The sequence below is a fragment of the Sphingobacterium griseoflavum genome, from assembly GCF_014653155.1.
GTDB lineage: Bacteria > Bacteroidota > Bacteroidia > Sphingobacteriales > Sphingobacteriaceae > Sphingobacterium > Sphingobacterium griseoflavum.
Window position 1 is genome coordinate 63,341 of sequence record NZ_BNAF01000011.1, and the last position, 25,154, is coordinate 88,494.

Consider the following 25,154-nt stretch of genomic DNA (forward strand, 5'->3'; position numbering starts at 1 on the left):
CTAAACGATACAACAAAGAATGGCTATTTACAGATTTCGAGTGACTTTTGAGGATTATGAGGATATCTACCGTGAAATTGATATGCCCTCAAAAGGTACATTTTTAGCGCTTCATGAGGCAATTCATCAATCGACAGGCTACAAAGCAGATGTTTCTTCTTCTTTCTATGTCAGTAATGACCAATGGAAGAAAGGCACGGAAATAGCACTTCTTCCTTCATCACGAAAAGCCGATACGGGCGTTCTGTTGATGGAAACCATCCGCCTGAGCAAATTTATTGATGACCCACACCAAAAGTTCTATTATATATACAATTTTGACCGTCCTTATGATTTTCACGTTGAGCTGGTCAAGATCCTGAAAGAAGAGGATGGCAAAGTCTATCCTTTGATCTCGCGGGTGGTGGGCGATGCTCCGAAAAACGCTTCTGCAGCAAACTTCCCGTTATCCACTGGTATAGACGACGATGATGAGGATGAGGAGATTACAACCGACGAGACCGAATATGGCGTAGATGACGAAGAGGAATTCGATATGTTCGATGATGGTGAAAGTGAAGGCGAAGAGCAAAGCGAACAGAAAAGTGGGTACGAGGATGAATTTTAATCATTTATCAACGTGCAACACATACAGCAAATGCCTTAAGTTAATTACTTAAGGTATTTTTTTCACGGTAATATGAGGGAAAATAAAAAGCGGCTCCTTGTCGTTGTCGGGCCTACGGCTGTCGGAAAGACAGCATTGGCAATCCGATTGGCGCAACATTTTAAGACAGAGGTGCTGTCCGCAGACTCGAGGCAGTTCTATCGAGAAATGTCTGTTGGCACGGCAAAACCTACGCGGGAGGAATTGCAGCAGGTGCCCCATCATTTTGTGGATTCGCATACCGTTGCGGAGGAATATTCAGCGGGCGACTTCGAGCGTGATGCCTTGAAATTATTGGATAGTCTGTTTCTTGAACATGACCATGTTGTACTTGTGGGTGGATCTGGTCTTTTTGTCCGAGCCCTTTGTGAGGGATTGGACAATTTCCCTAAGCCCCCAATGGCGGTTCGGGACAAACTTAATGCGCTTCTCCACGAAAATGGTTTGGAGGTTCTGCAACAACGATTACAGAACGTAGATCCCGCATATTATGCAACGGCCGACATACAGAACCCGCAACGGGTTGTCCGTGCGCTGGAAGTTTTTGAAGCAACCGGCAAGCCCTTTTCATCTTTCCGACAGCAGGAAACCGTAGAAAGACCATTTGAAATTTGCACGATCGGTCTTAATATGGAACGATCTGAACTCTATGAGAGGATAAATCGGCGTGTAGATAACATGATGGACAACGGCTTATTGGAAGAGGTGAAATCGTTATTGCCTTATCGCGGCAAGCCGGCTCTACTGACTGTTGGGTATGCCGAAATATTCGATCACTTAAATGGCCAATGCAGCTTGGAGGACGCCGTTGATCGAATTAAACAGAACTCTAGACGATATGCCAAGCGGCAGATAACTTGGTTTAAGAAGTATGGAAATACACGCTGGTTTTTGCCAAATGCTTGGGACGAAATTTTAGCCTATATAGGCCGTTAAAAAAAGGGACAATCCATGACCGTCCCTTTTTCTATGCTATATAATAAAGTTCCAACCAAATGGATCTTCGATTTTACCGTAACGTAGCTGATTTAAGTAATCCAATACCTTGTTCGAGAACTCACGGCCCTCTACTGCTGGCAGTTCATAATCTTGACCCTCGAATCCGATTTTGGAGATATGCGTTATTGTAGCAGCGGTCCCTGCGGCGAAGGCTTCGGTTACACGGCCATCTTTAATGCCATCCAACAACTCCTGTACGGATACCTTACGTTGCTCGGCTTTAAAGCCCCATTTCTCTGCAAGTTCCATAATCGTACGCCTCGTAACACCGTGTAAGATGGTGTCGCCGTGTGGAGTGATGATGGTATCGCCGATACGGAAAATAAGATTGGCGGTACCTGCTTCTTCGATGTATTTGTGTTCAGCGGCGTCGGTCCACATGATTTGATCGTAACCTTCGTCATTGGCTAATTGTGTCGGATAAAGCGATAGCGCATAGTTGCCCGCATTTTTGGAAAAACCTACGCCGCCTTCTGCCGCACGGGTGTAATGGGTTTCTACTTTCAAGCTGATGGGCTTACTGTAGTATGCACCTACTGGACAAGTGATGATTATAAACTTATAGGAGGCGGAGGGGTGCACACCTAATGCGGCCTCGGTAGCGAACATAAACGGCCTGATATATAAGGACGTTCCATCCAAAGCGGGCACCCAGGCCTTATCGACCTGTAGGAGCTCCTTCAGGCCTCCTAAGAAGATTTCCTCTGGTATCTCCGGCATCTGCAGGCGTCGTGCAGATTTGTTGAATCGTTCCCAATTTTTATCAGGACGAAAAATACTGACCGTGCCATCGGCAAATTTGTAACCTTTAATGCCTTCAAAGATTGATTGACCATAGTGTAAGGAAGACATGGAGGGACTTATGCGCATCTCGCCATATGGAACGATGCTGACGTCTGTCCATGCGCCGTTGTCATAATTAGCCACCAGCATATGGTCTGACATGATTTGACCAAACTTCAGATTGTTGAAATCCACTTGCGAAAGTCTCGACTGTGTTGTCTGCTCTACGCGAATGGAGGAGGTATTCGTCTCGCTCATCACATTAAAAATTAAGAATGTGCAATTTAGGAAAAAAGAATCAAAAGATTCTCACCTCGATGATCGCTATTGTTTATTGATTGATGATTTTGAGGAGATCATCCAAGTAGGAACGATCGTTTGCTAGCCGAGGAACCTTATTTTGTCCGCCCAACTTTCCGCGAGAAGCCATCCAACGGTAGAAGAGATTTTTTTCTGCGTTGTGGACGATTGGGAAGGACAATGCCATGTCTTTGTAACGTTTGGCATCATAATCCGAATTGATCTCACGCAAGGTGTTGTCCAATATTTCGCAAAATTCCTGGAAGTTGCGCGGTTCTCGTTCAAACTCAATAATCCATTCATGCGCACCGGCTTTACCCTTATCGAAATATACCGGCCCCGCCGTGTAATCTTTGATAATGGCTTCTGTTATTTGGCAAGCTCGCTGCAAGGCGTGTTCGGCATTGTCGACGATGACCTCTTCACCGAACGCGTTGATGTAGTGTTTGGTTCTGCCGGATATCTGAAAACGATAGGGGGACAGTGACGTAAAGCGAATGGTATCACCAATCTTATAGCGCCATAGGCCCGCATTGGTAGATATAATTAGTGCATAGTTTTTATGGAGCGCGACCTCGTGCAAAGCGAGCGTTTGTGGATGCTCTTCGTGCATATGCTCGACAGGAAGAAATTCGTAATAGATACCATAATCCAGCATCAATAGCAAATCTTCGGAACCGGACTGATCCTGCAATCCGAAATAACCTTCTGAAGCATTGTAATTTTCCAGGTAATACATGTTTTCGGAAGGGATGAGTTGCTTGAACTGTTCCCGGTAGGGTTTGAAGCTTACGCCACCGTGCCCATAAAACTCCAGATTAGGCCATACCTCCATGAGGTTTTCCTTGCCGGTCAACTCCAGCACTCGCTTCGCCATGACGATGTTCCAAGTGGGGACGCCGGCGAGACTAGTTACATTCTCTTTGATTGTAATCGATGCTATTTGGTCGATTTTTTCTTCAAAATTTGGATTTAAAGTCACCTCCAAGTTCGGGGTACGCTTAAATTCAGCCCAAAAAGGTAAATTACGAATAAGGATAGAGGAGAGATCGCCGTAGTAGGAGTCTGGGCTGAAATTATTTATTTGCGAGGAGCCACCAATTACAACGGACTTACCCGTAAACACTTTATTGTCGGGCTTATTGTGGCAATAGATCGACAGCATGTCTTTACCGCCCTGATAGTGGCAATCTTCCAATGCTTCCATGCTCACTGGAATAAATTTCGATCGATCAGATGTTGTTCCGGATGATTTAGCAAACCATTTTACATCGGTGGGCCATAGCAGATTTTGCTCGCCTTTGATCATGCGTTCTACATAGCCTTTGATATGGTCGTAATCTTGGATAGGAACCCTGTTCTTGTATTCTTCTGGCGTAAGGATACTGGTATAATCATACTTTTTTCCCCATTCTGTCGCTTCGGCTGTTGCAATAAGACTTTGGAACCATTCATCTTGGACATCATGGGGATATTTCATGAAAAGCTCGATCTGATGAATGCGCTTTTTCATAATCCACGTGAAGAGAGAATTGAGTAATTCCATAGTTAAGTACTGTCTGTGGGCTTTTGTTTATAGCTTTTTTCTTCGTAGTTCGAAATGACGACCGAGATAAAACTTACGGGCGAGCTCATTATCCGCGATCTCCTCGGGCGTGCCGGTGAGCATTATTTTCCCTTCGGTCAGCAGATAGGCTCTATCAGTTATCGACAATGTTTCCTGCACATTGTGGTCAGTAATGAGTACGCCGATATTCTTTCGCTTCAATTTTGAGACAATGGTCTGTATTTCTTCCACAGCAATAGGATCCACGCCGGCAAATGGCTCATCGAGCAGGATAAAATTTGGGTTAGCAGCCAGTGCGCGTGCAATTTCTGTCCTTCGCCTTTCCCCTCCAGAAAGGAGGTCGCCCCGATTTTTACGTACCCTGTTCAGGCTAAACTCTGCCAGTAGCTCTTCGAGTTTTTCTACACGCTCTTGCTTATTTGGATAGTGGATCTCCAAGACAGCTAAAATGTTGTTTTCTACAGAAAGCTTTCGAAAGACAGATGCTTCCTGCGCAAGGTAACCGATGCCTTTCTGAGCCCGCTGGAACATGGCGTCCTGCGTGATTTCTTGCTCGTCCAAAAATACCTGGCCATCGTTTGGCTTTATCAGGCCGACGATCATATAAAAGGAAGTGGTTTTCCCTGCCCCGTTAGGACCCAGCAAACCGACGATTTCACCCTGTTCCACATGGAAAGATACGTCGTTGACAACGGTGCGCTGTTTATACTTCTTGATTAAATTTTCGGCCCTTAAAATCATCTGTTCCTTAAACGTTTGATTACAAATATATTTTAATATCGAATCGCTTTGATATTTAATTGTAAATTCTTTTTTCCGCGCCAGTTGTTTTCTTCAATGGTATAGCAAATATCAAAAGGTTTTCCGGCGTTTATATGATCGATATGACTCGCTAATCCGAAGCCAATGCAATCAAAACGATGAACACCTTCTTGGTGTACCGTAATCTTAATATGGTTGCTTCCAACGACATAGCCCGTGCCATAGACGTTGCGGCTCAAAAGAATTGGCGCCTCGTTATGAGGTCCAAAAGGCTCAAACTGGCGAAGTAAGCGGTAAAACTTGGCATCGATATCTTGAAAAGCCAGTTCTGCTTCGATCAACACTTCCTGTTGAAGCATTTCTGGTTTTATATTGCTGCTTACTACCTGTTCGAATTTTTCTTGAAAAGCGGGCACGTTTTCCAAACTCATGGTTAAGCCCGCTGCATACTTATGCCCGCCATATTGTTCAAGTAGATCGCTGCATTCACTAAGCGCTTCGTAAAGATCAAAGCCTATCACAGATCGCGCCGAGCCGGCAATATGACCGTTCGTTTGTGTCAAAATGATGGTGGGGCGGTAATATTTCTCCGTTAATCGCGAAGCTACAATACCGATCACCCCTTTGTGCCAATCCTCCTTAAACAATACCGTGGATTTTCTAGCCTTTAATATTTCATCATTGTTGATGATTGCTAAGGCCTCTTCCGTTATTTTAAGGTCGAAATCCTTCCGCAGGTTATTTTGGTCGTCTACGGTCACAGAGAAATCCTTTGCCTCTTGCAGCGACTTGGATATCAGTAATTTGACGGCATCTTTTGCATGCTCGATCCTGCCCGCCGCATTGATACGTGGTCCAATTTGAAAAACGATGTCATTCACTGAGAATTGACCTGTCTTGTTGGACGAAAGGTTGATCAAGGCCTGCAATCCGCAGTTGGGATTGGTATTCAATTTCTTCAGCCCAAAATGGGTCAAGATCCGATTTTCTCCGGTTATAGGTACAATGTCAGACGCAATGCTAACGGCCACTAAATCCAAATACTGGTAAGCAAGTTGGATGTCCATCGCATTTTTTTGTATAAAGGCTTGGATGATCTTGAAGCCGATGCCACATCCCGATAGTTCTTTATAAGGATAAGGGCAGTCTATACGCTTAGGATCGAGTACGGCAACGGCGTCGGGTATATGGTCGCCGGGCAAATGGTGGTCGCCTATGATAAAGTCAATGCCTTTTGCTTTCGCGTAGCTTACTTTGTCGATAGCCTTGATACCACAGTCGAGCGCAATAATTAACGAAAAGCCATTTGCTGCCGCGTAGTCTACCCCTGCCAAGGAGATACCATATCCCTCGAGGTACCGATCGGGGATGTAAAATTCCAGCCCCGAATGAAAGTCACGGAAAAAACTGTAAACGACAGACACCGCGGTTGTGCCATCCACGTCATAGTCGCCGTAAATGAGTATTTTCTCCTTATTGCCAATGGCCTGTTCGATTCGTGAGATGGCTTTTTCCATGTCACGCATCAAAAAGGGGTCGTGCAACATGTCCAACATGGGGCGGAAGAATTGTTTGGCGGTGTCGAAGGTGCTGATGCCGCGATTTAAAAGCAACTCCGCAATAACCGAGTTTACGCCCAGCTCATCACGTAGTTTGTTCGTTTTTTTGACATCATTTTTTGGCTTTACTACCCACCTTTTTTGCATATCTTTGCACCTGTATTAACGTGTAAATATACGTTTTGTAAATTGGTTTACCTAATAGATGGCCGCTCGGAAGAACGAATCCGTTGTGGCATACGTTATTATAAAAATAAAAAATGATTCAGGCATATTCTCTTTACGAAGGTTCTTTTTCTGTTGACGCATCGAAGGAGTTTGTTCCCTTCGATCCCGAAAAAGATGATCCCTTAAGCCGTAAGGGCTCCATATTCGTTCATGTACATCCTATTCTCATCGTATCGGACGATGGCCTTATCCTCTGCGATACCGGCTTGGGCTTTACAGATGAGCAGAATGCATTGTTGATACATCAAAATATTCGAAACTTGGGCTATGAGCCTGAAGATGTCAAGTATGTGTTGATGTCCCATCTGCATAAAGACCATACCGGTGGAATGGTAGATTTCAAGGACGGTAAGGCGCGCATTGCATTCCCAAATGCCGAATATTATGTGCAGCGAGGTGAATGGGAATCTGCTTTCAGCGGTGAAAACCCATCGTATAAAACTGAGATATTCGACGTCCTCCACCGAAGTGGTAACTTGGTATTGCTTGAGGGCGACGGGAAGATCAACGGTATGATTTCGTACGAGGTAAATGGCGCGCATACGCCCTTTCACCAAGCTTTTCATATCCATGTCGGTGGCGAACATTACTTTTTCGGCGGAGATGTGCTTTCTGAACCCGCGGAGATCTTCAAAAATTTTATCGCGAAATATGATTACGACGGAAGGTTAGCTAGAGACCTAAGAAAACAGTATTGGGAAGAAGGTCGAGCAAATGATTGGACCTATCTTTTCTATCATTCCAAAAGTATAGTCATCGGCAAAGGTGAGCAAAGCGAAGATGGCGCCTATAAGATTGTCGACGTGGCCGTGCAATAATTAGGCTCTTAAAAAGATGAGCGCTGCTGCGCTCATCTTTTTAAGAGATATTTATTTTGTGGCTTTGATCTTAACGTCAAGCGTGAATTCATCTTCAATAGCGCGGTTGCCCAAGTCTGAGAAGAAGCTGGCCGAGCGATACTTGATGTCGAAATCTAGTCGGTTTATTTTCAGGCCCATGGCTTCCGCCTCGATGCTGTTAGCGGTTACCGCGGTTACTTTTGCAGGAAATGAAATCGCCTTTGTTTTGCCTTTAATGGTGATGTTGCCGGTTATTATGGGGTTGACTTGACTATTGTCTACCTTCGTGATGAGCAGCTTTGCGGTGCCGTATTGCGAAACATCGAAAAAATCTTCATTTTTCAAGTGATTCGTTAGTTTTGGCGCGTCCGTGCATACCAGTGAATGCATGTCAATGATAAATTCTCCACCAATTATTTTATTTTTGTCCGTCTGTAACGTTCCATTTTTTATTTGGATGGTTCCCTCGTGCCCACCGACAATCTTCTTTGCTACCCATTTGATACTGGAGGCATCCTTATCTATGTTAAAGTTAGTTTTCTGAGCGAGAGCAGATGTAATGGCGAAAAATATTGCCAAAAATAAGGTCGTTTTTTTCATTATCCTAGAATTTTATTATCAAACATAAATAAAAATAGACAATTTTGTAACGCTGCGATGATAAAAAAAATGTTCGCGCTAAGTAGCTTTACAAACGTAATATTTTTCTGCATAGTAGTGGTGTGGAATCGTCTGCTACGTCTGCGGTGGACTTTCCACGTTTCTGTAATATTTTTAGTAATTTTGCACCTAATATTTGTAGTGTACAATCTACAAAATCAACTAAATTTTTTTACTATGTCTATAGTTAGGGAAAGTGAATTGATTGGTATTGGGAAAAAATACCAAATTGAAACGGAAGCAGGCGATAACATGGTCGTTGTTATTCACGACGACGGGCGACGCGAGCTTTATCGTTCGGAAGACGATGACAACGAAACGCACTGTGTGATGACCTTATCGGACGATGAATCCCGTCAGGTTGCCGGCATTATTGGCGGGCTATACTACAAACCGAAAGCTTTGGAAACAATGGAGCTTGCGTTGGATGATTTGCGCATCGAGTGGTATAAGGTGGGAGCGTCTAATGATGGTGTGCATAAAAGCATTGGTGAGCTAGGTGTTCGCCAACGTACTGGGGCTTCTATTATTGCGGCTATCCGCGAGGAAGAGACCATCATCAATCCGGGGCCCGAATACATCATTACCCCTGATACAACCTTAGTTGTAGCCGGAAAAAAACAAAATATTAAATTGTTAAAAGAAATTTTAATTTAACCCTATGTTATCACCTACCTTAGTATTAGAAGTCGGTATTGCTGTTTTCTTAGTTGCCATCGTTGGCCTATTGGCCAATCGGTTGCGCTTTTCGGTTATTCCGTTTTTTATTATTGTGGGTATGGTGGTGGGCCAGCACGCTCCTCAATTTGGACATATCGATCTGACCTTTACGGCGAGCAAACCCTTCATCGATTTTATGGGTCGCTTGGGTGTTCTTTTCCTGTTATTTTACTTGGGACTGGAGTTTTCCGTCGGTCGTCTGATGAAATCCGGCAAAGCGATCGTTACCGGTGGTTCCATATACGTAGCACTCAATTTCGTGTCGGGGCTGTTGATCGGCTGGCTGATGGATCTGCCCTTCAAAGAAGCTATGGTGCTATGTGGCGTAATGACAAGCTCCTCGACGGCTATCGTGGCGAAAGTGCTGACAGACCTGAAGCGAACGGCAAATCCAGAAACGGAGATTATCATGGGGATGATCATGTTTGACGATTTATTCATTGCGATGCATATTTCCTTCTTGTCCGGTTTGATTTTAACGGGCGGAACTTCCTTTTGGTCGGTGCTGGGAACATCCATGTTGGCTTTGGGCTTTATTTTGGCTTTTTTGGTACTGGGCAGAAAGCTTGTTCCTGCGATCGACAAGTTGTTACAGGATAAATCGCCGGAATTATTTATATTGATTGTATTCAGCCTTCTATTTATTATAGCAGGTTTTTCGGAAACTATACATGTTGCGGAAGCGATAGGCGCCCTCATGGCCGGATTGGTTTTTGCCGATTCAAAGTACATCAAGAAGATTGAAGGTCTAGTTGCTCCCTATCGGGATTTTTTTGGAGCGATGTTTTTCTTCAGCTTTGGGTTATCCATCGATATGTATACCTTGGGCGGCGCGGTGGGATGGGCTGGCGTTGCTGCCGTAGTCACGATCTTGGGCAATTTGGCTTCCGGCTATTTCGCAGCCAAATTTGCGGGTAGAAAGCCTAAAGCATCCTTTGATATAGGCTTTACATTGTCTGCACGAGGTGAATTTTCAATTATCATGGCTAACATAGGTAAGGCAGGGGCTTTAATGCCTGTTATTCAGTCATTTGTCGTGGTATATGTTTTGATTTTATCCATTGTTTCGCCACTCTTGACCAAAGAATCTAGAAATCTATGGTATCTGCTTTTTGGAAAAGATCAAGCGCCGGTTAAGACAAAGAAAACACTCGAACAATTGGAAGAAGCAATCAAACAATCTCCATAAGCGCTTCATCCCATAGGTATGCCACCCGGCGATTAAGTTGGTTCATAAAGATGTCATCCAATGTGTTGAACGATTTAGCAAGCACTACATGGAAAAATGATCCGCATCTCTCAAAAACGGTAATTGTTCCCTGGATTTCAAGAGGTCGGCCGGATTGAGCGTAAACGTATACAGATCTTCATCCTCAGGCTTATAATAAACCACATCCCCCATGGGTGAGATACACATGGATCCACCGGAATAATAGATTTCGTTGCCGTCATAACCCACACGATTGACACCGATTACATAGGCTTGATTCTCAATGGCACGCGCAGGAATCAGGGATCTCCAATGGGCCGAACGCTTATCCGGCCAGCTTGCCGTATACACCAAGAGGTCATAAGCAGCGCCTAGATTTCGCGACCAGACCGGGAAACGAAGGTCGTAACAGATCATCGGACAAACTTTCCACCCCTTGAGGTTTAACACGATGCGTGAGGTTCCCGCAGTAAAAACCTGATCTTCGTTCGCCATTCCAAACAGGTGTCGCTTATCATAGTGTACAAAGCTGCCATCAGGAGACATCCATATAAATCGATTGTAATAGTGACCTTGTTCTTCGATAATAAGTGTTCCTGCGATGACACAATCGTAAGATTTCGCATGCTCGTAAAGCCAATGCATGGTCTTTCCGTTCATCGTTTCGGCACATTTTTCCACATTCATGGTGAAGCCCGTATTGAACATTTCCGGTAGGATAATTAAATCAGTCTTCTCCTTTAATCCCGACAGCCGCAGTGATAAATTCTGTAGGTTTTTCTCTGCGTTCTCCCAAAATAAATATGCTTGGAATGTTGTAATCTTTATCGGTTCCATATCTGCCATGCGCAATCGCTCTTAAGTTTAAACTTGATGTTTTGACAAATTACTAAAAAACTAGTAGGTTAGCAATGATTAGTCCAAATTACTATTGCTGGCGATGCATCAAAGCGTCCGCTAACGAAAATAGTTGATCTTTTTTTGATTCTTCGACAGAAATAGCCCGCAACCGATCATAAGCAAGCGCAGTAAATTCTTCCTTTAAAGCCAGCCCGATGTTCTGGATGTCATATTTTGCATAAAGCGTCTGCATTTTTGCTACTTTATCGGGCTCCTGCTGTACATCGCAGGCCAGCAAATGTTCGAATAATTGCAGATCATTACCCTGCAGCTTTTTTTGGAGCTGTATAAACAATATGGTCTTTTTGTTAGATAATATATCGCCGCCAACCTGCTTTCCAAACGTATTTGGATCGCCATACACATCGAGCAAATCGTCCTGAAGCTGAAAAGCAATGCCTAAGTTAACACCGAAATCATAAAGCAGCTCTTGCTCGTCTTTTCCCGCACCACCAATGATAGCGCCCATCTGCAGCGCACAGCCCAGCAACACGGATGTTTTTAGACGTATCATCTCTATGTATTCATCCTCGCTCACGTCAGGACGTATCTCGAAGTCCATATCGTACTGCTGCCCTTCGCACACGGCTAATGCCGTCCGATTAAACAGCTGCAACAAGGGCACCATTTTATCAGCAGGACACTTGGCCAGCTCCTCGTAGGCTTTCACGAGTAGAGCATCGCCGGATAGTATGGCTACGCTGTCATTCCATTTTTGGTGTACCGTTTGTTTTCCACGTCGTAGTGGAGCCTTGTCCATAATGTCGTCATGGATAAGCGAAAAGTTATGGAAATATTCTATTGCGGTAGAAGCAGGTAGGGACGCTTCAACTTGTTTTTCGTCAAACAATGCCGTACCCATGCTGACCAACATCGGGCGTATACGTTTACCGGAAAGGGAAAGGATGTATCGAATCGGATCGTACAGGTTGCTGGGAGCAGTTGGAAACTGGGATTGCTCGATATAGGATTGGAAAATTTTTGCGTGTACTAGATTTTGGAACATAGCTAAAAAATGTTAGGCGAAGATACGTATTCTCACGTAAATACTATCTTTGTGAAAAGCGTAACATCATGCGTATTTTTGTTATTCATAACTTTTATCAACATGCTGGCGGCGAAGATCAGGTTTTTGAGCAGGAAGTGCGCGAGCTTTCAAAGGAGAACGATGTACAAGTGTACACCTGCAGCAATGTAAAGGGCCTAAGAGGTTTTATGCAGTACCTAAGCTATCCGACAAACTTGCTGGAAGCGAAACATATTTTGAAGGAGGTGCAAGCTTTCTCTCCAGATGTCGTTCATATCCATAATCTCCATTATGGCATTGGACCTTGGGTGGTTAGGCGCCTCCGCCGAGCCGGGATTCCGGTGCTGATGACTTTACATAACTTCCGTCTCTTATGTCCCTCGGCGAGCCTCTTCGCCTCAGGGAAAATTTTTACGGAAAGCCTACAGGAAGATTTTCCCTGGACAGCGATCAAGAAAGGCGTGCTGGATCATTCGATCTTGAAAACATTCTTGACCGGATTTACCTATTGGGTGCACCGTAAACTGGGTACTTGGAAGGGCGTTAATCGCTACGTAGTGCTGTCCGATTTTGCGAAGCGGCTCTTCCAAAGCAGTAGTTTCCCCGTGCAGCAGGATCGTTTTGTGGTACGTCCCAATAGCATCGATCTGCATCCTATAGATGTACAGAAAAATGATCGGTTGCTGTATATAGGACGACTTGCTGAAGAAAAAGGTATCGTGCCGCTTGTGGAAGCCCTTGTTGGTATGCATGTGCCTTTGGATATCTATGGCGCGGGGCCGCAACTTGAACATGTGCTGCAATTGATTGAAAACCACCCTCAAATCCGGTATATGGGTTACCAATCTGGCGAGGTGTTGACTAGCGCCATTGCGGCTGCCGATGCCCTCGTGGTGCCTTCCGTGTGTTACGAGGGGATGCCCATGACCATTATCGAAGCTTTTGCGCAGGGCACACCCGTTATTGCGAGCGCAATTGGTATTTTAAAAGAAATGGTGGTACCTTTGTATACAGGTATGCATGTTGATCCCTTTCAAAAAGAAGATATACAGCACAAGATCAGGCAATGGAGAACGCTAGATCCGGTGCAAAAGACGTTAATCGGACAAAATTGCAAACGGGAATACGAAGCACATTATACCATGGAAAAAAATATGCAACGATTGGTATCCATCTATCAGGAAGCCATAGCGGAAAATAAAAAAATATAATATGGCTATAATCATTATGGATCCGCTGCATCTCGCGGACAAGATTCAGGCACAGCTAGAGACCGTTTACGATCCGGAATTACGTCCCGCGAACATTGTCGATTTGGGATTGGTCTATGAAATTATTACCAAACCGGGCGGTATCGCTAAAATCGTCATGACACTGACCGCACCGGGGTGTCCCGTCGCCGGAGAGATCATGAACGAGGTGCAGGAGAAGGTGGCTGCTGTCGAAGGGGTCAATGAGGCATTGGTGGAATTGACTTTTGATCCAGCTTGGACGAAAGATATGATGACCGAAGAGGCCAAGCTAGAGCTTGGTTTTTTGTAGGCAAATGTATGTAACAGTCGGCAGCGTGCATAATCATTCCTGCCGTTGGTGGAAGCTAATCGCGATAAGGTCTTTCCAGTATAGCAGATTGAATAACTGCTTGCCGTAGGTCGAAATCCAACGAGTGCTCCGGAAGAACCTCTAGTTTGGGCGCCGGTATGGCTTTGCTATGCTCCTTCATTACCTTTTTCTTTTCTCGGAGCTGCTGTACTTCACTGGGCACCATTTCTTCTACAACTACCCTGCTGCGTGATGGCATCTGCTTCCTTATTGGGGGCGGGATGGATTTGGCCTTCCGCATCTTCGTAACGGGTTCCGCTGTTGTAGGCGGTATTGGGGGTACCTGCGGTTGCCGTCTACGAGCCTTCTCCTGTTCCTTTTGGTACTCCGAGTAAATCTTATACATTACACCGGCAATAATCAATAATACAGGTAAAAAGCTCTCCATTTTGGGAAATTATATAAAAAACACATAAATGTCAAATTTAATTTGCATTAACGTCCGTTTTTTATTTTGTTTGTATAAACAACTAACCCAAATATTATCCTTTATGACTGGAAATTTCGAACATGCCGATGAGTTTTTTTCATTTTTGACCGGAAAAGCCACTGCTGCCTTAGCGAGGAGGCTCCAGCGAAATTTAAAAGAAGAAGGCATCAACGTGACATCAGAGCAATGGTCCCTGCTATACTATCTATGGATGGAGGAAGGGCGGACGCAACAGGAGCTGGCCTGCCTGACCTTCCGGGACAAACCCAGCGTATCCCGCCTTATCAATAATTTAGAGAAGATTAAACTGGTGATGCGCGTTAATGACAAACAGGACAAGCGTTCCAATTTGATCTTCTTAACAAAGCAGGGGAGGCAATTGCGAGAGGCCTGCATGCAACAGGCTACCCGAACCATCGGCCAAGCGTTTGATGGATTGCCCTACGAGGATATGGTCCGCGCAAAAAACACATTGGATGTCTTGTACACAAACTTGAAATAAGTGCCTGGAGGCAATGCACAGGTGGTATTGCCTCCAGCAAAGCCTAAAACTCTTGGGCTTCGAAAGCACTGTGGCTGTTGACTAACTTTCCGGTGTCCCGGAAATAAATCTCTTGAAAGCTCAACGTATTGATAGTATCGACTTTGCGGAAGAATTTATCGGCCGAAACATCGTCCAACGTTTTAAAGCCGCAGGCTTCCATGATTTCCACCGTGGCACGTAAGGTGTTACGGTGGAATTGGGCTACCCGAACATACTTATCTTGGACATCGAGTGCTTTGTAGAGCTGCGGTCTTTGCGTCGCTACCCCTACCGGACAAACGTCCTCGTTGCACTTCAATGCTTGTATACACCCCAGTGCGAACATCATTCCACGTGCACTGTAACAGGCGTCCGCACCCAGCGCGATTACCTTAAGTAAGTCAAATCCTGTAATGATGCGGCTGGAGACAATGAGCTTAATATGTTTTTTAACGCCAAATTTGATGAGCGTGGTCGTAACAAAGGTCAATGCATCATAAAGTGGCATACCCAAGTTGTCGGTAAACTCCAATGGGGCTGCTCCCGTTCCGCCTTCGGATCCGTCTATCGCGATAAAGTCTGGAAAGATTTGGGTTTGCAACATCGCGTTGCAGATATCGATAAACTCCTGTTTGTCACCGATACACATCTTAAAGCCTACCGGCTTGTAGCCGGATAGTTCGCGCAATTGCTGGATGAAATGCATCATTTCTTCGGGCGAACGGAAAGCACTGTGCGCTGGCGGTGACATGACATCCGTTCCAGGCACGACATGACGGATAGCTGCGACTTCAGGTGTGTTCTTTGCCGCGGGAAGGATGCCTCCGTGCCCCGGTTTGGCTCCTTGTGACAGCTTCAGTTCGATCATTTTGACGTACGGACGCGCTGCCTTTTCTGCAAATAATTCGGCATCGAACATGCCCATCTCGTTGCGGCACCCGAAATAGCCGGTGCCGATTTGCCAAATCAGGTCGCCTCCGCTGATGTGATAGGGACTGATGCCTCCTTCTCCGGTATTGTGTGCAAAATTCTGCAGGGCAGCGCCCTTGTTTAACGCACGAATAGCCGTCTTGCTCAATGCGCCATAGCTCATGGCTGAAATATTGAATACACTTAAGCTGTAGGGTTGTTTGCACAGATGGTTGCCTACAGTGGTGCGAAGGTCATGGTTTTCGATATGGCAGGGAAACACGGAATGTGCTACCCATTCGTTACCGATCGCTTGTGGATCGGACTGCATGCCAAACGCTACTGTTTCACGCTCGTTTTTGGCGCGTTGGTAAACAATCGATCGTTGCCGCCGATTGAAAGGACGACCATCGGTGTCCGATTCCCAAAAATATTGGCGCATCTCTGGGCGGATACTCTCGAAAAAAAACCGGAAATAGCCCACCACCGGATAGTTCCGAAGAATAGCATGTCGGGTTTGTGTACTGTTAATCACGGCCAATATCAACAAAGGGAAAGGGACCAAAAGGAGCCAAAACCAACTTGTTGTGAAAATGATGCCGAACGACACGATAATCAGATTGATAAGGACTATCGTAGCAAGAATTAGTTTTCTAAGTGCCATAAATAAATGTGTTTATGCTGCCCGCCATTCCGATTCCACAGCGCATACTACCTGCTGATGCTAGCAAAACACGAGCCATTGGCGTCAGGTTTTACGACATATACTGGATACATCATGTTGCGGCCGTTGCAAAATTAGGAACTAATTACAGGATTAAGAAAAAAGAACGATGTTCGGTGAAGATTTGTTTATTTGCTAATGTATTGGGTCAATTAAGCTTTTTACTACGGATTTCTTCGGTTAGTTGTTGATATATTTTGACCCAATTCGACTTTTTACTGATAAACTGTAAATGTTTTTCTATTGTCAATTTATCCCCACGTAGGGCAGGGCCCGTCTGTATCGTTCGAGGCTCATGCTGCAGCGCCTTTTGTACCGTCTCTTGCATAATGGGGTGCAGTAGGTCGAATGGCAACCCCTCGGCCTGAAGCAGTTCATAGCTGATCTGAAATAGGCTATTGGTAAAGTTGTTGGCAAATACCGCGGCGATGTGCAAAGCCAAACGTTGCCGGCTGTTGCAGCGAAAGGAGGTGGGAGCAAACTTCCGTGCCATTGCGAGCAATTCATCCTCAGCAGACTTTGGATGACCTTCCACGGCGAAGGGTATATCCGCCAATTCGCTATATATATCTTTTTGGAGGCTTTGCGGTGGATAAATGACGCCACGTCGCGGGAAGCGCGCTAGGTAATCTAAATCGGTGGCGCCAGAGCAATGCACCACCATGCCGCGAAGCGTGTGCGGAAGTTCATCTACTAGGTGGGCAATAGCATCGTCGGTAACGGCCAAAAGGTACAGGTCTGCATCGGCATGTAATTTCGTTACGCTAGCTGTCGCCTGCGCCCCGATCAGCGAGGCCAATGTTTGCGCGTGGCCAAGGTCTCTGCTGTAGACTTGCCCGATATGATGACCAACGGATAGAAAAGCTTTTGCGAGATGTGTGGCGACATTGCCGCTGCCTAAAATTGTGATATTCATGGGCTCCAAAACTAGCATGACAATGTTCCAAAAAATGGACGACTAACTAAATTTGCCATCTTTTAGGCGACGATAGATGGATAAACCAAAACCCAGTGTCATAATAATGGTACCCGCCCAAAAGAAATTGATGAACGGAAACTTAATGGCCTTAAACACGACCCATTTCTTCTCGGGTAGGGGCTTTTGATACAGCATGATCTCAAGCTTATCTTCTTTTGGCAGGATATTGGTGAAACGAAAGCGCAAGCCTTCTTCCGCGACGTCCTTGTTGAAATCGTAGGTATTCCCATCTTTGATTACAAATACCGGTTCCACGGGATAAGATTTGTTGTCAGCCGTCACCACTTTAATCGTTAATCCCACGATGATATCATCGGGCCCTTTCGGAATGTTATTCAGTTTAGCATTCCTATTTATTCCCTCAATGACGTAATACCCATTGCGGTAACGTAGCGTGTCGCCTATATTGACCTGATAGGTTGCAGGCTCCTCATAGTCTTCATACCCCGTTTTTTCTTCTTCGGGCATACCGGAAGCTTTTGCCTGCGATTCGGATGCTGCGGCCGTAATCAATGTGTAGATATCGTGGGTGATACTATGGTGGGTGCCTGGTGTGCCAATCAGCCCTCCCATGTCGGGATTGTTCTGCGCGTATGGTCTTAGCACAAAAGATTCTTTGACTTGTCCACTTTCTTCATCCAATCGCTCATATTTGATCTTGTAGTATACATTTGGCGAGGCGACACTGTCACCGATATAGGTGACGCGATAATCGCCCATTTGGACGGGTTCGTCTTGTGTCAAAAACAGATTTTCGCCCGGATCGGAGAACTTATCGCCTTCTTTACCGAAGTTCTGCACGGCAATATATTTGCTTTCATTGACCGACATGACTTCATTTGTCGCGGCTGCAATCAAAGCACCCAGTAACAACAGGGCAAAGCCGATGTGTGCCACGGCCGATCCTGCCAAGCGCCATTTTCCTTTTACGGCATCGCCCAACACGCGCAAGTTTGCCAACAAGCAAAATACACAGGTAAATGTCAAGAGTATGTACATCGCATTGCCATAAAGCTTTGCAAAATATATGATCAAACCCGCGATAATGAAGGCCATGATGAAAGACGCCAATGTCGCGGCCCAAAACTTGCGGCTGTCCGTTTTTTTGTATTTCAAGAATTGTGTGAAGGCTGTCAGCAACATCACGACGACAGCAAAGGCACCTTGGTATTTGTTGTAGTGCGGGATAGGATCAATAGGAGGCGCTACTTTGGTTCCAAATATTGTGTTGAATACAGGTATGGATGTGGTCGCAATCATCTGTATGCAGGCTACGGTGAGCACCAAACCACCGATGAATAGCCAAAATTCCCGCGAATAAATATCTTCTTCTTTTTGGGTAGAGGGCATTTCTTTATTGCGCATTACCAAAAACAGGATGGTCAATAGTAGAAACGTGACGTTGAAGGCGATGAGCTGTCCAGACATCCCCAGGCTGGTGAAAGAGTGGACGGAGGTTTCGCCCAAAACGCCACTTCGCGTCAGGTAGGAAGCATAGATCACCAACACAAAGCTGATCAATGCTAAAAAGGTCGCCGTAAAGAAACCATGCCCAGAATTTTTATAGGCCACCATCACGTGTACGGCTGCAATGAGGGTTAACCAAGGGATAATGGAAACATTTTCCACAGGATCCCAAGCCCAAAAACCGCCGAAGTTAAGAGCTTCGTAGGCCCAGAAAGAGCCCATGATAATCCCAGCTCCTAAAACCATAACGGCAAATAATGCCCAAGGCAACCCTGGGGTGATCCATTCCTTGAAACGTTTGGTCCAAAGGCCAGCGGCCGCATAGGCAAAGGGTACGATCATAGATGCGAAACCTAAGAAAAGCGTAGGTGGGTGGATCACCATCCAATAATTCTGTAAGGTAGCGTTTAGACCACTTCCATCGGCAATCATCGATAGGTAGTTCGGATCTTTAAAAATTGGCGCTACCAAGGCGTCGCGAAGGAGGATAAAGGGCGAGCTTCCTATGCGGGATCCGAAAAACTCGATCCCGATCAGCATGGACGCTAGAAACGTTTGGCTGAGCATAACGAAGGTCATGACCGGTGATTCCCAACTTTTGGCTCGGAAAAGGAGCACCGCGCCTAACAGCACCTGCCAAAACATCCATAGCCAAAAACTACCTTCCTGGCCTTCCCAAAAGGACGAAATAATAAAATGTGTAGGCAACGAACGCGAGGAATGTGCCCAAGCATAATGGTATTCAAAAAGATGGTTGTAAATGATGTAGAAAAGCAACGATCCGATGGATACAACCGAAAGGAGATTGGTCCAAAAGCCAATACGCCCCATGGTTCGCCAAGACTTTATGTCGGGCTCCTGTGTGGCAAAAAAATAACTCACACACGATAGGATGGCAGAACCAAAGGCCAAAATAACAAAAAATTGACCTATTTGTCCGGGTAAAAGTTGCTCGCCAACGTAATTTACGTCCATTATTTAAATTGAAAATTAAAAATTAAAAATGTGATAGTGGCACTCTTGCTAGGAGTGGCAACGCATAGCCTATCGCTGCGCTACAAAGAGGCTGTGGTCTCGATCACTTCGACCTGATCCTTGTTGTATTTAGAAGGACATTTCATGAGGATCTTACTCGCGTGGAAAATGTTCCCATCCATCCTTCCCGTCAATACAATCTGCTCGGAGCGCTCAATGTCCTGCGGCTTAGAACCATTAAAGATCACTTGGCATTCTGTACTATCACTATCGTACATAAAGAACGAAAAGTGATTGGCATCCTTTACCGGATCATAATGCAAGGCTTTCTCTTTATTTAATACGCCGACCACATAAAGCTCCGTTTGTTTTTCCTTTGCTTCCGTAAAGTTAGCATACGTACTCGAGTCGGTATAGATCACCAGTATCATGGAAATCGCTACAGCGATGATAACAATCAGGATAATTGAACTTTTCTTCATAGTGCGCTATGTCTAAATAAAATACAAAATTACGAAATGCTTTTGCAAGAAATGAATTTGGCAAACTTTGAATATTATTTAGAACCGTTCTATGGAGTGGTGTTGACGTTGTTTAACATTTCGGTCGATAGGATTATGTACCGGATCTCCAGATTTAACTGCCTGAGATATACTTTACAACCAGCAGTGTTACACCCACTAACAATCTTTTTCATCGTCCAGCGACGCGAAGGATTCTTTGGAAAGCCGGGTAACCAGCATGGCAGCAACGGTGTCGCCTGTGGCATTCAGAATCGTTGCCAGTGGATCTACTAAGGTACCGATGATCATCACTGCTGGAATTGCCTCGGTCGGCAATCCATAAACCGAAATCATCAACATTTCGCCCATGTAGCCACCGTTGGGAATGCCGCCGGCGACAATCGTGACCAGTACCGTGATGCCGATAGCGGTAATGATGGTGCCCCAATCAAAAAAGTTCCATCCCAACATCGTAAAAGCCACATAGATCTTGAGGATCGATGAAATAGCGGAGCCATTTTTATAGAGCGTATTTCCCAGTGGAATGACGACATTGGCAATGGCTGCTGGAACGCCGATCTTCTTGGCAGCGGTGAGGTTGGCGGGCATTGTGGCTAGGCTGCTGCAGGTACTTAAAGCGGTTAGCGAGGGGATGATATTGTTTTTCCAAAAAACGGCGGGTCCTTTTCTGCCATAGGCCAAGAAAGCGTAAAGACTAAAGAATAGGAGGAAAAATACGGTTCCGAAACTGTAATAGAGCGCCATTGGCTTGGCATAGAAGCCAAAAAGTTGGGGTCCAATGGTCTTCACCTGAAAGGCAAAGTAGGCGCCCAAGCCTATTGGAGCCGCTTTCATCAACAGTAAAAGCAATTGTTTTAGCACTTCATTTCCGGCTTGGAGGAAGTTTACGAATGCCGCGGCAGCGGTGCCGGCGCGCCGGGCCGAAATGCCGACAAGGAAAGCGAATATCACAAAGGCCAACATGCTTTGTCGCGATAGCAGGTTGTTAAACTCCGATACGGTCAGGAAGCTAACAATACGGTCGCCCCAACTGCTGTTGTCTGCCATAGGGTTTTCCACCCCGCCGGTTGGTGCAACGCCCGCGTTAACGGGGAAAAGGTATAGTGCCGCAATAGTCGCTATCGATGCCAATAGTATGGTCACCAAAAAAACGATGCTCATCAAGCCTATGATTTTGCCTAATTTCTGTTCGCCCTGTATGTTCGCTACCGATGAGGAGATCGCGAAAAATAAAAGCGGAATGATGGATACGAATAGCAGGTTCAAGAAAATATCGCCTAGCGGTTTGAGGTAGTCGACTAGGTTTGGGATCCATAAACCCACCATGCTTCCTAAGCTAACACCTAAAAGGAGAAGAAGGATACTTCCGTAATTTGCTAGAATCTTGCCCATGTTCGGGCTAAAATACTTGTTTTTTATTTAGTTTTGCGATAAAATAGGCGGAAGTATGGAATTTGTTATTACGGGGGATGGATCGTCAACGCTTTACCATCCTGAGGTGGGGGAGCATTACCATTCAAAGCACGGGGCGCTGCAGGAAAGTCGTCATGTGTTCTTGGAAACAGGGCTTGCTTTTTTCTTGCAAAAGGAGCAGACCAAACAGGCTGCTGTATTGGAGGTAGGATTTGGTACAGGACTGAATTTCCTGCTGACGGCAGATTATGCTGCTCAAGCGGACCTCGACATCACGTACTGCGGGATTGAAGCTTTTCCCTTGGAAGAATCGCTTATTTTCGCAACGGGATATGATCAATTTGTGCAGGCCACACTATGGACAGCATTTACCGAACAGTATCAAAAAGCGATGCAGCACAAAGTGCGGCTCTCACCGAATGTGCAGTGGCAGATCGCCCATGAGAAGTTGTTGGACTTTACGACTGAAGATAAATTTGACGTCATCTTTTTCGACGCATTCGCAGCAATCCACCAACCGGAAATGTGGACGGATGAAGCACTCGCAAAGGTTTGTTCGTTCTTGAAAGTGGGGGGCGTATTTGTGACCTATGCGATCACCGGCAATTTGAAGCGTTCGATGAAAACGCTTGGATTTTCGGTGGAAAAGGCCCCTGGCGCGCCTGGAAAACGGGAGATGCTACGCGCTATTAAAACGTAATGATGGCAAGTGGATGAAGTGCCGGGGTAACAATGGGATGGATGGATAAAAAACGAGGTGACAAAAATATTTTTTGTCACCTCGTAACTTTACGTGTTTTATATCTATTCGTGTCCAGATTGGCCATCAGCACCATGTGCATGTCCATGTGCCAATTCCTCTTCCGTAGCAGGACGTACGCCTAGCACTTCGATATCGAAGTTCAACGTTTTACCAGCCATCGGGTGGTTCAAGTCGGCTACCACAGCTTCAGGCGTTACCTCGATTACTACCGCACGGAATTGGTTGCCTTGGTTGTCTTGCAAAGGCAATACCTCACCTACCGGAGGAAGTCCGGTTTCGTTAAACATATCCGCGGGAAGTTGTGCCACTGCGCGATCGTCTTTCTCGCCATACGCATCAACAGCCTCCAGTGTGAAAGACGTTTTGTCTCCTTCACCCAAGCCTGCGATATTTTCTTCAAACTTAGGCAACATCATACCTACGCCATATAGAAAAGTTAAGGGGTTTTCATTTGTCGTTTCTTCCACAAAAGTTCTTTCTCCGTTTTCCTCAATTGTGTGAAGTTTGTAATTCAACGTGACCACGTTGTTGTTTTCTATTGCCATTTTACTTAATTTATTTGGGACGAATCCCAGTTATCATTTAACAGCTGCAGCAAGTCCACCACAGATTTTTGCGGTAAGCTACAGGTCTTATTTCGACAAAGGTAGGCTTTTGATTGCAAACCTTCTTTATCCTTTAACAATGGTAGGCTACTTTTTGTTCCTCCCATCGTTATTTTATTCGGAATGTAGCTTTGATCCAGTGTTTTGCGCCAAGCGAGTGCTTCTTCACCAACCAAAGCGATTTCGTGGTTTCCATAGACATGCTCCAACAGCTGTATAGCCCAGTTGGAGTAGGCCGATCCGTATTGTTTGATATGTGGAAACACATTGGCGAAAAGCTGATCCGCGATGGCGAGGTAGTCGTCCTTATCCCACATTTCTGCAAGGCGATACAGGTTACGGACCATTACGGACGAGGAGGCCGGTATCACATTGTCCATGATTTCACTCTTGCGCGTGATCAGCTGTTCGCTCGTTGCTGCAGACGTGTAGTAGAAGGCGGCATCGTTGCGATCGTAAAAAAGGTGTATAGCCTGATCGCTGAGCCGAAGGGCCTCACGAAGCCAATGCTCATCGAAGGTCGCTTCATATAACGCTATAAAAGCTTCGATGGTGAAGGCATAGTCATCCAGGAATGCCGCTATCTCTCGGTTTTTATCTGCAGGCTGATGGAGAAGCGTGTCTCCTGAAAAGCAGTGGTCACGAATAAAACCGGCCGTTTGTTGGGCCAGTAATAGATATTCGTCTACTTGGAAAACGCGGTAAGCGTCGACAAAGCCTTTTAACAGCAAGGCGTTCCAGCTGGTTAGCTGTTTATGGTCTAGTCCAGGCCTAACTCGTTTTTCGCGATAATCGTACAGCTTCTGCTTGATCTCTCTAAGGTAGGCTTCCCATTCCGCTTCGCTAAAACCACTTTCCGCCGCGAGGCGGTCTGCATCCATGGCGCAGTTTAGGACATTGGTGCGCTCTTCTTCCCAATTGCCGCTTTCGTGGATGTTATAGTAGGCAATGAACAATGCTGCGTCTTCGCCCAGTATTTCTTCAATTTCACTGCGTTGAAAACTGTAGTACTTCCCTTCAACGCCCTCGCTGTCCGCATCGAGCGCAGCATAGAAACCGCCGTTGGGCGCTTGCATTTCGCGTTTTGCCCATTGGATCGTTTCGTTCACCACCCGTTGGTATTTTAGGTTAGGCCGTTGCTGGTAGGCCTCTGCGTAGAGTGAAAGCAGCTGTCCATTATCATAAAGCATCTTTTCGAAATGGGGGATATGCCAAGTACCATCCACCGAATAACGTGCAAAGCCACCACCGATATGGTCGTATATGCCGCCATTAGCAATTTTTTTCAAGGTGAGATGTACCTGTTGAAGAACATCTTGATCATTCGCCAGCACGCCATAACGCAAGAAAAATAGCCAGTTATTCGGTAGCGGGAATTTAGGAACGCGGTTATAGCCGCCATCTTCGCGATCAAATTGTGCTTTCCAAGGTTCCACAACCGCTTCTAGATCATTTGCCGTATAAGCTGCTGGAATACGCGCTATGGGAAGGCGCTCGGCTTTGTGGATGCCTTCGGTGAGGCGTGCGGCATAATCGATGGCTACCTCGGGTGTATCTTCCCACATTTGTGCAATCTGGAGCAATACCTGCTGCCAGTCGTGCGGTCGGAAGTAGGTGCCCCCATAGATTGGCCGCCCATCAGGTAGGCAAATGCAGTTCAATGGCCATCCACCAGCATTCGTCATCAACTGCACGGCAATCATGTAGATTTGGTCGATATCAGGTCGTTCTTCGCGATCAATCTTGATCGATACGAAAAATCGATTCATGGTTTCAGCAATGGCTTCGTTTTCGAAACTTTCCCGCTCCATAACATGGCACCAGTGACAGGCCGAATAGCCGATGCTAACGATGATTAGCTTGTTTTCGTCCTTCGCTCTTTCTAAAGCTTCCTTGCCCCAGGGCATCCAGTCTACTGGGTTTTCCGCATGCTGCTGTAGGTAGGGGGAATTTTCCTGTTGAAGTTTATTTGCCATAAAACGAAGGTACGTAAATTTTAAAAATAGGCGATCGGTATGTTACTTCGCCCGTATTCAGCTT

General features: G+C 45.7%; 24 protein-coding genes. 9 read left to right on the forward strand and 15 right to left on the reverse strand.

The window, feature by feature from the left end:
- The first annotated feature begins 19 nt into the window (after window positions 1-19).
- Together IE165_RS14445 and miaA are read left to right on the forward strand one after the other, a co-directional pair.
- Window positions 20-607 (forward strand): IS1096 element passenger TnpR family protein, encoded by a 588-nt coding sequence (locus IE165_RS14445; RefSeq protein WP_189627353.1) that lies wholly within the window; start codon window positions 20-22, stop codon window positions 605-607.
- A gap of 72 nt (window positions 608-679) precedes the next feature.
- Window positions 680-1,582, forward strand: a complete 903-nt coding sequence (miaA, locus tag IE165_RS14450; protein WP_189627354.1) for a tRNA (adenosine(37)-N6)-dimethylallyltransferase MiaA — start codon at window positions 680-682, stop codon at window positions 1,580-1,582.
- 36 nt (window positions 1,583-1,618) lie between these two features.
- Here miaA and IE165_RS14455 read toward each other — a convergent pair whose 3' ends face one another.
- The 4 genes from IE165_RS14455 to recJ form a co-directional block, all read right to left on the reverse strand.
- Complete coding sequence (locus tag IE165_RS14455; RefSeq protein WP_189627355.1) at window positions 1,619-2,686, reverse strand: branched-chain amino acid aminotransferase; 1,068 nt, start codon at window positions 2,684-2,686, stop codon at window positions 1,619-1,621.
- Between the two features lie 73 nt (window positions 2,687-2,759).
- A complete protein-coding gene (locus IE165_RS14460) occupies window positions 2,760-4,274 on the reverse strand; it encodes a GH3 auxin-responsive promoter family protein (RefSeq protein ID WP_189627356.1) in 1,515 nt (504 codons plus the stop codon).
- A 27-nt stretch (window positions 4,275-4,301) separates the two neighbouring features.
- Entirely contained in the window at window positions 4,302-5,036 is a 735-nt protein-coding gene (gene lptB / locus IE165_RS14465) for an LPS export ABC transporter ATP-binding protein (RefSeq protein WP_189627357.1), read from the reverse strand.
- A gap of 32 nt (window positions 5,037-5,068) precedes the next feature.
- Complete coding sequence (gene recJ, locus IE165_RS14470) at window positions 5,069-6,763, reverse strand: single-stranded-DNA-specific exonuclease RecJ (protein ID WP_189627358.1); 1,695 nt, start codon at window positions 6,761-6,763, stop codon at window positions 5,069-5,071.
- A 113-nt stretch (window positions 6,764-6,876) separates the two neighbouring features.
- On the opposite strand from recJ, the gene IE165_RS14475 reads away from it, so the two are divergent.
- A complete protein-coding gene (locus IE165_RS14475; RefSeq protein WP_189627359.1) occupies window positions 6,877-7,662 on the forward strand; it encodes an MBL fold metallo-hydrolase in 786 nt (261 codons plus the stop codon).
- Window positions 7,663-7,713: 51 nt separating this feature from the next.
- Here IE165_RS14475 and IE165_RS14480 read toward each other — a convergent pair whose 3' ends face one another.
- Window positions 7,714-8,283: a YceI family protein gene (locus IE165_RS14480; protein ID WP_189627360.1), complete on the reverse strand. Its 570-nt coding sequence runs from the start codon at window positions 8,281-8,283 to the stop codon at window positions 7,714-7,716.
- Between the two features lie 237 nt (window positions 8,284-8,520).
- On the opposite strand from IE165_RS14480, the gene IE165_RS14485 reads away from it, so the two are divergent.
- Both IE165_RS14485 and IE165_RS14490 read left to right on the forward strand, forming a co-directional pair.
- The gene (locus IE165_RS14485) at window positions 8,521-9,000 is read left to right on the forward strand and encodes a cation:proton antiporter regulatory subunit (RefSeq protein WP_189627361.1); all 480 of its coding nucleotides are present in this window, start codon (window positions 8,521-8,523) and stop codon (window positions 8,998-9,000) included.
- Between the two features lie 4 nt (window positions 9,001-9,004).
- Window positions 9,005-10,252 (forward strand): cation:proton antiporter, encoded by a 1,248-nt coding sequence (locus tag IE165_RS14490; protein WP_189627362.1) that lies wholly within the window; start codon window positions 9,005-9,007, stop codon window positions 10,250-10,252.
- Window positions 10,253-10,336: 84 nt separating this feature from the next.
- On the opposite strand, the gene IE165_RS14495 is transcribed toward IE165_RS14490, so the two are convergent.
- Complete coding sequence (locus IE165_RS14495; protein WP_189627458.1) at window positions 10,337-11,110, reverse strand: amidohydrolase; 774 nt, start codon at window positions 11,108-11,110, stop codon at window positions 10,337-10,339.
- Between the two features lie 91 nt (window positions 11,111-11,201).
- Window positions 11,202-12,179, reverse strand: coding sequence for a polyprenyl synthetase family protein (locus tag IE165_RS14500; protein WP_189627363.1), 978 nt, complete (start codon window positions 12,177-12,179; stop codon window positions 11,202-11,204).
- Between the two features lie 68 nt (window positions 12,180-12,247).
- Here IE165_RS14500 and IE165_RS14505 point away from each other — a divergent pair, with 68 nt between their 5' ends.
- Together IE165_RS14505 and IE165_RS14510 are read left to right on the forward strand one after the other, a co-directional pair.
- Window positions 12,248-13,411 (forward strand): glycosyltransferase family 4 protein, encoded by a 1,164-nt coding sequence (locus IE165_RS14505; RefSeq protein ID WP_189627364.1) that lies wholly within the window; start codon window positions 12,248-12,250, stop codon window positions 13,409-13,411.
- Window position 13,412: 1 nt separating this feature from the next.
- Window positions 13,413-13,742 (forward strand): metal-sulfur cluster assembly factor, encoded by a 330-nt coding sequence (locus IE165_RS14510; protein WP_229826573.1) that lies wholly within the window; start codon window positions 13,413-13,415, stop codon window positions 13,740-13,742.
- A 55-nt stretch (window positions 13,743-13,797) separates the two neighbouring features.
- On the opposite strand, the gene IE165_RS14515 is transcribed toward IE165_RS14510, so the two are convergent.
- A complete protein-coding gene (locus tag IE165_RS14515) occupies window positions 13,798-14,190 on the reverse strand; it encodes a hypothetical protein (RefSeq protein ID WP_189627365.1) in 393 nt (130 codons plus the stop codon).
- 103 nt (window positions 14,191-14,293) lie between these two features.
- On the opposite strand from IE165_RS14515, the gene IE165_RS14520 reads away from it, so the two are divergent.
- Window positions 14,294-14,734, forward strand: a complete 441-nt coding sequence (locus IE165_RS14520; protein WP_189627366.1) for a MarR family winged helix-turn-helix transcriptional regulator — start codon at window positions 14,294-14,296, stop codon at window positions 14,732-14,734.
- A gap of 43 nt (window positions 14,735-14,777) precedes the next feature.
- On the opposite strand, the gene IE165_RS14525 is transcribed toward IE165_RS14520, so the two are convergent.
- From IE165_RS14525 to IE165_RS14545, 5 genes are all read right to left on the reverse strand, one after another.
- Window positions 14,778-16,328: an FMN-binding glutamate synthase family protein gene (locus tag IE165_RS14525; RefSeq protein ID WP_189627367.1), complete on the reverse strand. Its 1,551-nt coding sequence runs from the start codon at window positions 16,326-16,328 to the stop codon at window positions 14,778-14,780.
- Between the two features lie 208 nt (window positions 16,329-16,536).
- Entirely contained in the window at window positions 16,537-17,304 is a 768-nt protein-coding gene (locus tag IE165_RS14530; protein WP_189627368.1) for a Rossmann-like and DUF2520 domain-containing protein, read from the reverse strand.
- 42 nt (window positions 17,305-17,346) lie between these two features.
- Entirely contained in the window at window positions 17,347-19,809 is a 2,463-nt protein-coding gene (gene ccsA / locus IE165_RS14535) for a cytochrome c biogenesis protein CcsA (RefSeq protein ID WP_189627369.1), read from the reverse strand.
- Between the two features lie 80 nt (window positions 19,810-19,889).
- A complete protein-coding gene (locus IE165_RS14540; RefSeq protein ID WP_189627370.1) occupies window positions 19,890-20,291 on the reverse strand; it encodes a cytochrome c maturation protein CcmE domain-containing protein in 402 nt (133 codons plus the stop codon).
- 198 nt (window positions 20,292-20,489) lie between these two features.
- Window positions 20,490-21,725 (reverse strand): dicarboxylate/amino acid:cation symporter, encoded by a 1,236-nt coding sequence (locus IE165_RS14545; protein ID WP_189627371.1) that lies wholly within the window; start codon window positions 21,723-21,725, stop codon window positions 20,490-20,492.
- Window positions 21,726-21,780: 55 nt separating this feature from the next.
- On the opposite strand from IE165_RS14545, the gene mnmC2 reads away from it, so the two are divergent.
- A complete protein-coding gene (gene mnmC2 / locus IE165_RS14550) occupies window positions 21,781-22,446 on the forward strand; it encodes a tRNA (5-methylaminomethyl-2-thiouridine)(34)-methyltransferase MnmC2 (protein ID WP_189627372.1) in 666 nt (221 codons plus the stop codon).
- A gap of 104 nt (window positions 22,447-22,550) precedes the next feature.
- On the opposite strand, the gene IE165_RS14555 is transcribed toward mnmC2, so the two are convergent.
- Window positions 22,551-23,054, reverse strand: a complete 504-nt coding sequence (locus IE165_RS14555; protein WP_189627373.1) for an FKBP-type peptidyl-prolyl cis-trans isomerase — start codon at window positions 23,052-23,054, stop codon at window positions 22,551-22,553.
- A gap of 5 nt (window positions 23,055-23,059) precedes the next feature.
- Entirely contained in the window at window positions 23,060-25,090 is a 2,031-nt protein-coding gene (locus IE165_RS14560; protein WP_189627374.1) for a thioredoxin domain-containing protein, read from the reverse strand.
- Window positions 25,091-25,154 lie beyond the last annotated feature (64 nt).

What these genes read in the sequence shown, in the direction of transcription:
- IE165_RS14445 (WP_189627353.1), top strand. Translation starts at nt 20, where the DNA reads ATGGCTATTTACAGATTTCGAGTGACTTTTGAGGATTATGAGGATATC.
- miaA (WP_189627354.1), top strand. Translation starts at nt 680, where the DNA reads ATGAGGGAAAATAAAAAGCGGCTCCTTGTCGTTGTCGGGCCTACGGCT.
- IE165_RS14455 (WP_189627355.1), bottom strand. Translation starts at nt 2,686, where the DNA reads ATGAGCGAGACGAATACCTCCTCCATTCGCGTAGAGCAGACAACACAG.
- IE165_RS14460 (WP_189627356.1), bottom strand. Translation starts at nt 4,274, where the DNA reads ATGGAATTACTCAATTCTCTCTTCACGTGGATTATGAAAAAGCGCATT.
- lptB (WP_189627357.1), bottom strand. Translation starts at nt 5,036, where the DNA reads ATGATTTTAAGGGCCGAAAATTTAATCAAGAAGTATAAACAGCGCACC.
- recJ (WP_189627358.1), bottom strand. Translation starts at nt 6,763, where the DNA reads ATGCAAAAAAGGTGGGTAGTAAAGCCAAAAAATGATGTCAAAAAAACG.
- IE165_RS14475 (WP_189627359.1), top strand. Translation starts at nt 6,877, where the DNA reads ATGATTCAGGCATATTCTCTTTACGAAGGTTCTTTTTCTGTTGACGCA.
- IE165_RS14480 (WP_189627360.1), bottom strand. Translation starts at nt 8,283, where the DNA reads ATGAAAAAAACGACCTTATTTTTGGCAATATTTTTCGCCATTACATCT.
- IE165_RS14485 (WP_189627361.1), top strand. Translation starts at nt 8,521, where the DNA reads ATGTCTATAGTTAGGGAAAGTGAATTGATTGGTATTGGGAAAAAATAC.
- IE165_RS14490 (WP_189627362.1), top strand. Translation starts at nt 9,005, where the DNA reads ATGTTATCACCTACCTTAGTATTAGAAGTCGGTATTGCTGTTTTCTTA.
- IE165_RS14495 (WP_189627458.1), bottom strand. Translation starts at nt 11,110, where the DNA reads ATGGAACCGATAAAGATTACAACATTCCAAGCATATTTATTTTGGGAG.
- IE165_RS14500 (WP_189627363.1), bottom strand. Translation starts at nt 12,179, where the DNA reads ATGTTCCAAAATCTAGTACACGCAAAAATTTTCCAATCCTATATCGAG.
- IE165_RS14505 (WP_189627364.1), top strand. Translation starts at nt 12,248, where the DNA reads ATGCGTATTTTTGTTATTCATAACTTTTATCAACATGCTGGCGGCGAA.
- IE165_RS14510 (WP_229826573.1), top strand. Translation starts at nt 13,413, where the DNA reads ATGGCTATAATCATTATGGATCCGCTGCATCTCGCGGACAAGATTCAG.
- IE165_RS14515 (WP_189627365.1), bottom strand. Translation starts at nt 14,190, where the DNA reads ATGGAGAGCTTTTTACCTGTATTATTGATTATTGCCGGTGTAATGTAT.
- IE165_RS14520 (WP_189627366.1), top strand. Translation starts at nt 14,294, where the DNA reads ATGACTGGAAATTTCGAACATGCCGATGAGTTTTTTTCATTTTTGACC.
- IE165_RS14525 (WP_189627367.1), bottom strand. Translation starts at nt 16,328, where the DNA reads ATGGCACTTAGAAAACTAATTCTTGCTACGATAGTCCTTATCAATCTG.
- IE165_RS14530 (WP_189627368.1), bottom strand. Translation starts at nt 17,304, where the DNA reads ATGAATATCACAATTTTAGGCAGCGGCAATGTCGCCACACATCTCGCA.
- ccsA (WP_189627369.1), bottom strand. Translation starts at nt 19,809, where the DNA reads ATGGACGTAAATTACGTTGGCGAGCAACTTTTACCCGGACAAATAGGT.
- IE165_RS14540 (WP_189627370.1), bottom strand. Translation starts at nt 20,291, where the DNA reads ATGAAGAAAAGTTCAATTATCCTGATTGTTATCATCGCTGTAGCGATT.
- IE165_RS14545 (WP_189627371.1), bottom strand. Translation starts at nt 21,725, where the DNA reads ATGGGCAAGATTCTAGCAAATTACGGAAGTATCCTTCTTCTCCTTTTA.
- mnmC2 (WP_189627372.1), top strand. Translation starts at nt 21,781, where the DNA reads ATGGAATTTGTTATTACGGGGGATGGATCGTCAACGCTTTACCATCCT.
- IE165_RS14555 (WP_189627373.1), bottom strand. Translation starts at nt 23,054, where the DNA reads ATGGCAATAGAAAACAACAACGTGGTCACGTTGAATTACAAACTTCAC.
- IE165_RS14560 (WP_189627374.1), bottom strand. Translation starts at nt 25,090, where the DNA reads ATGGCAAATAAACTTCAACAGGAAAATTCCCCCTACCTACAGCAGCAT.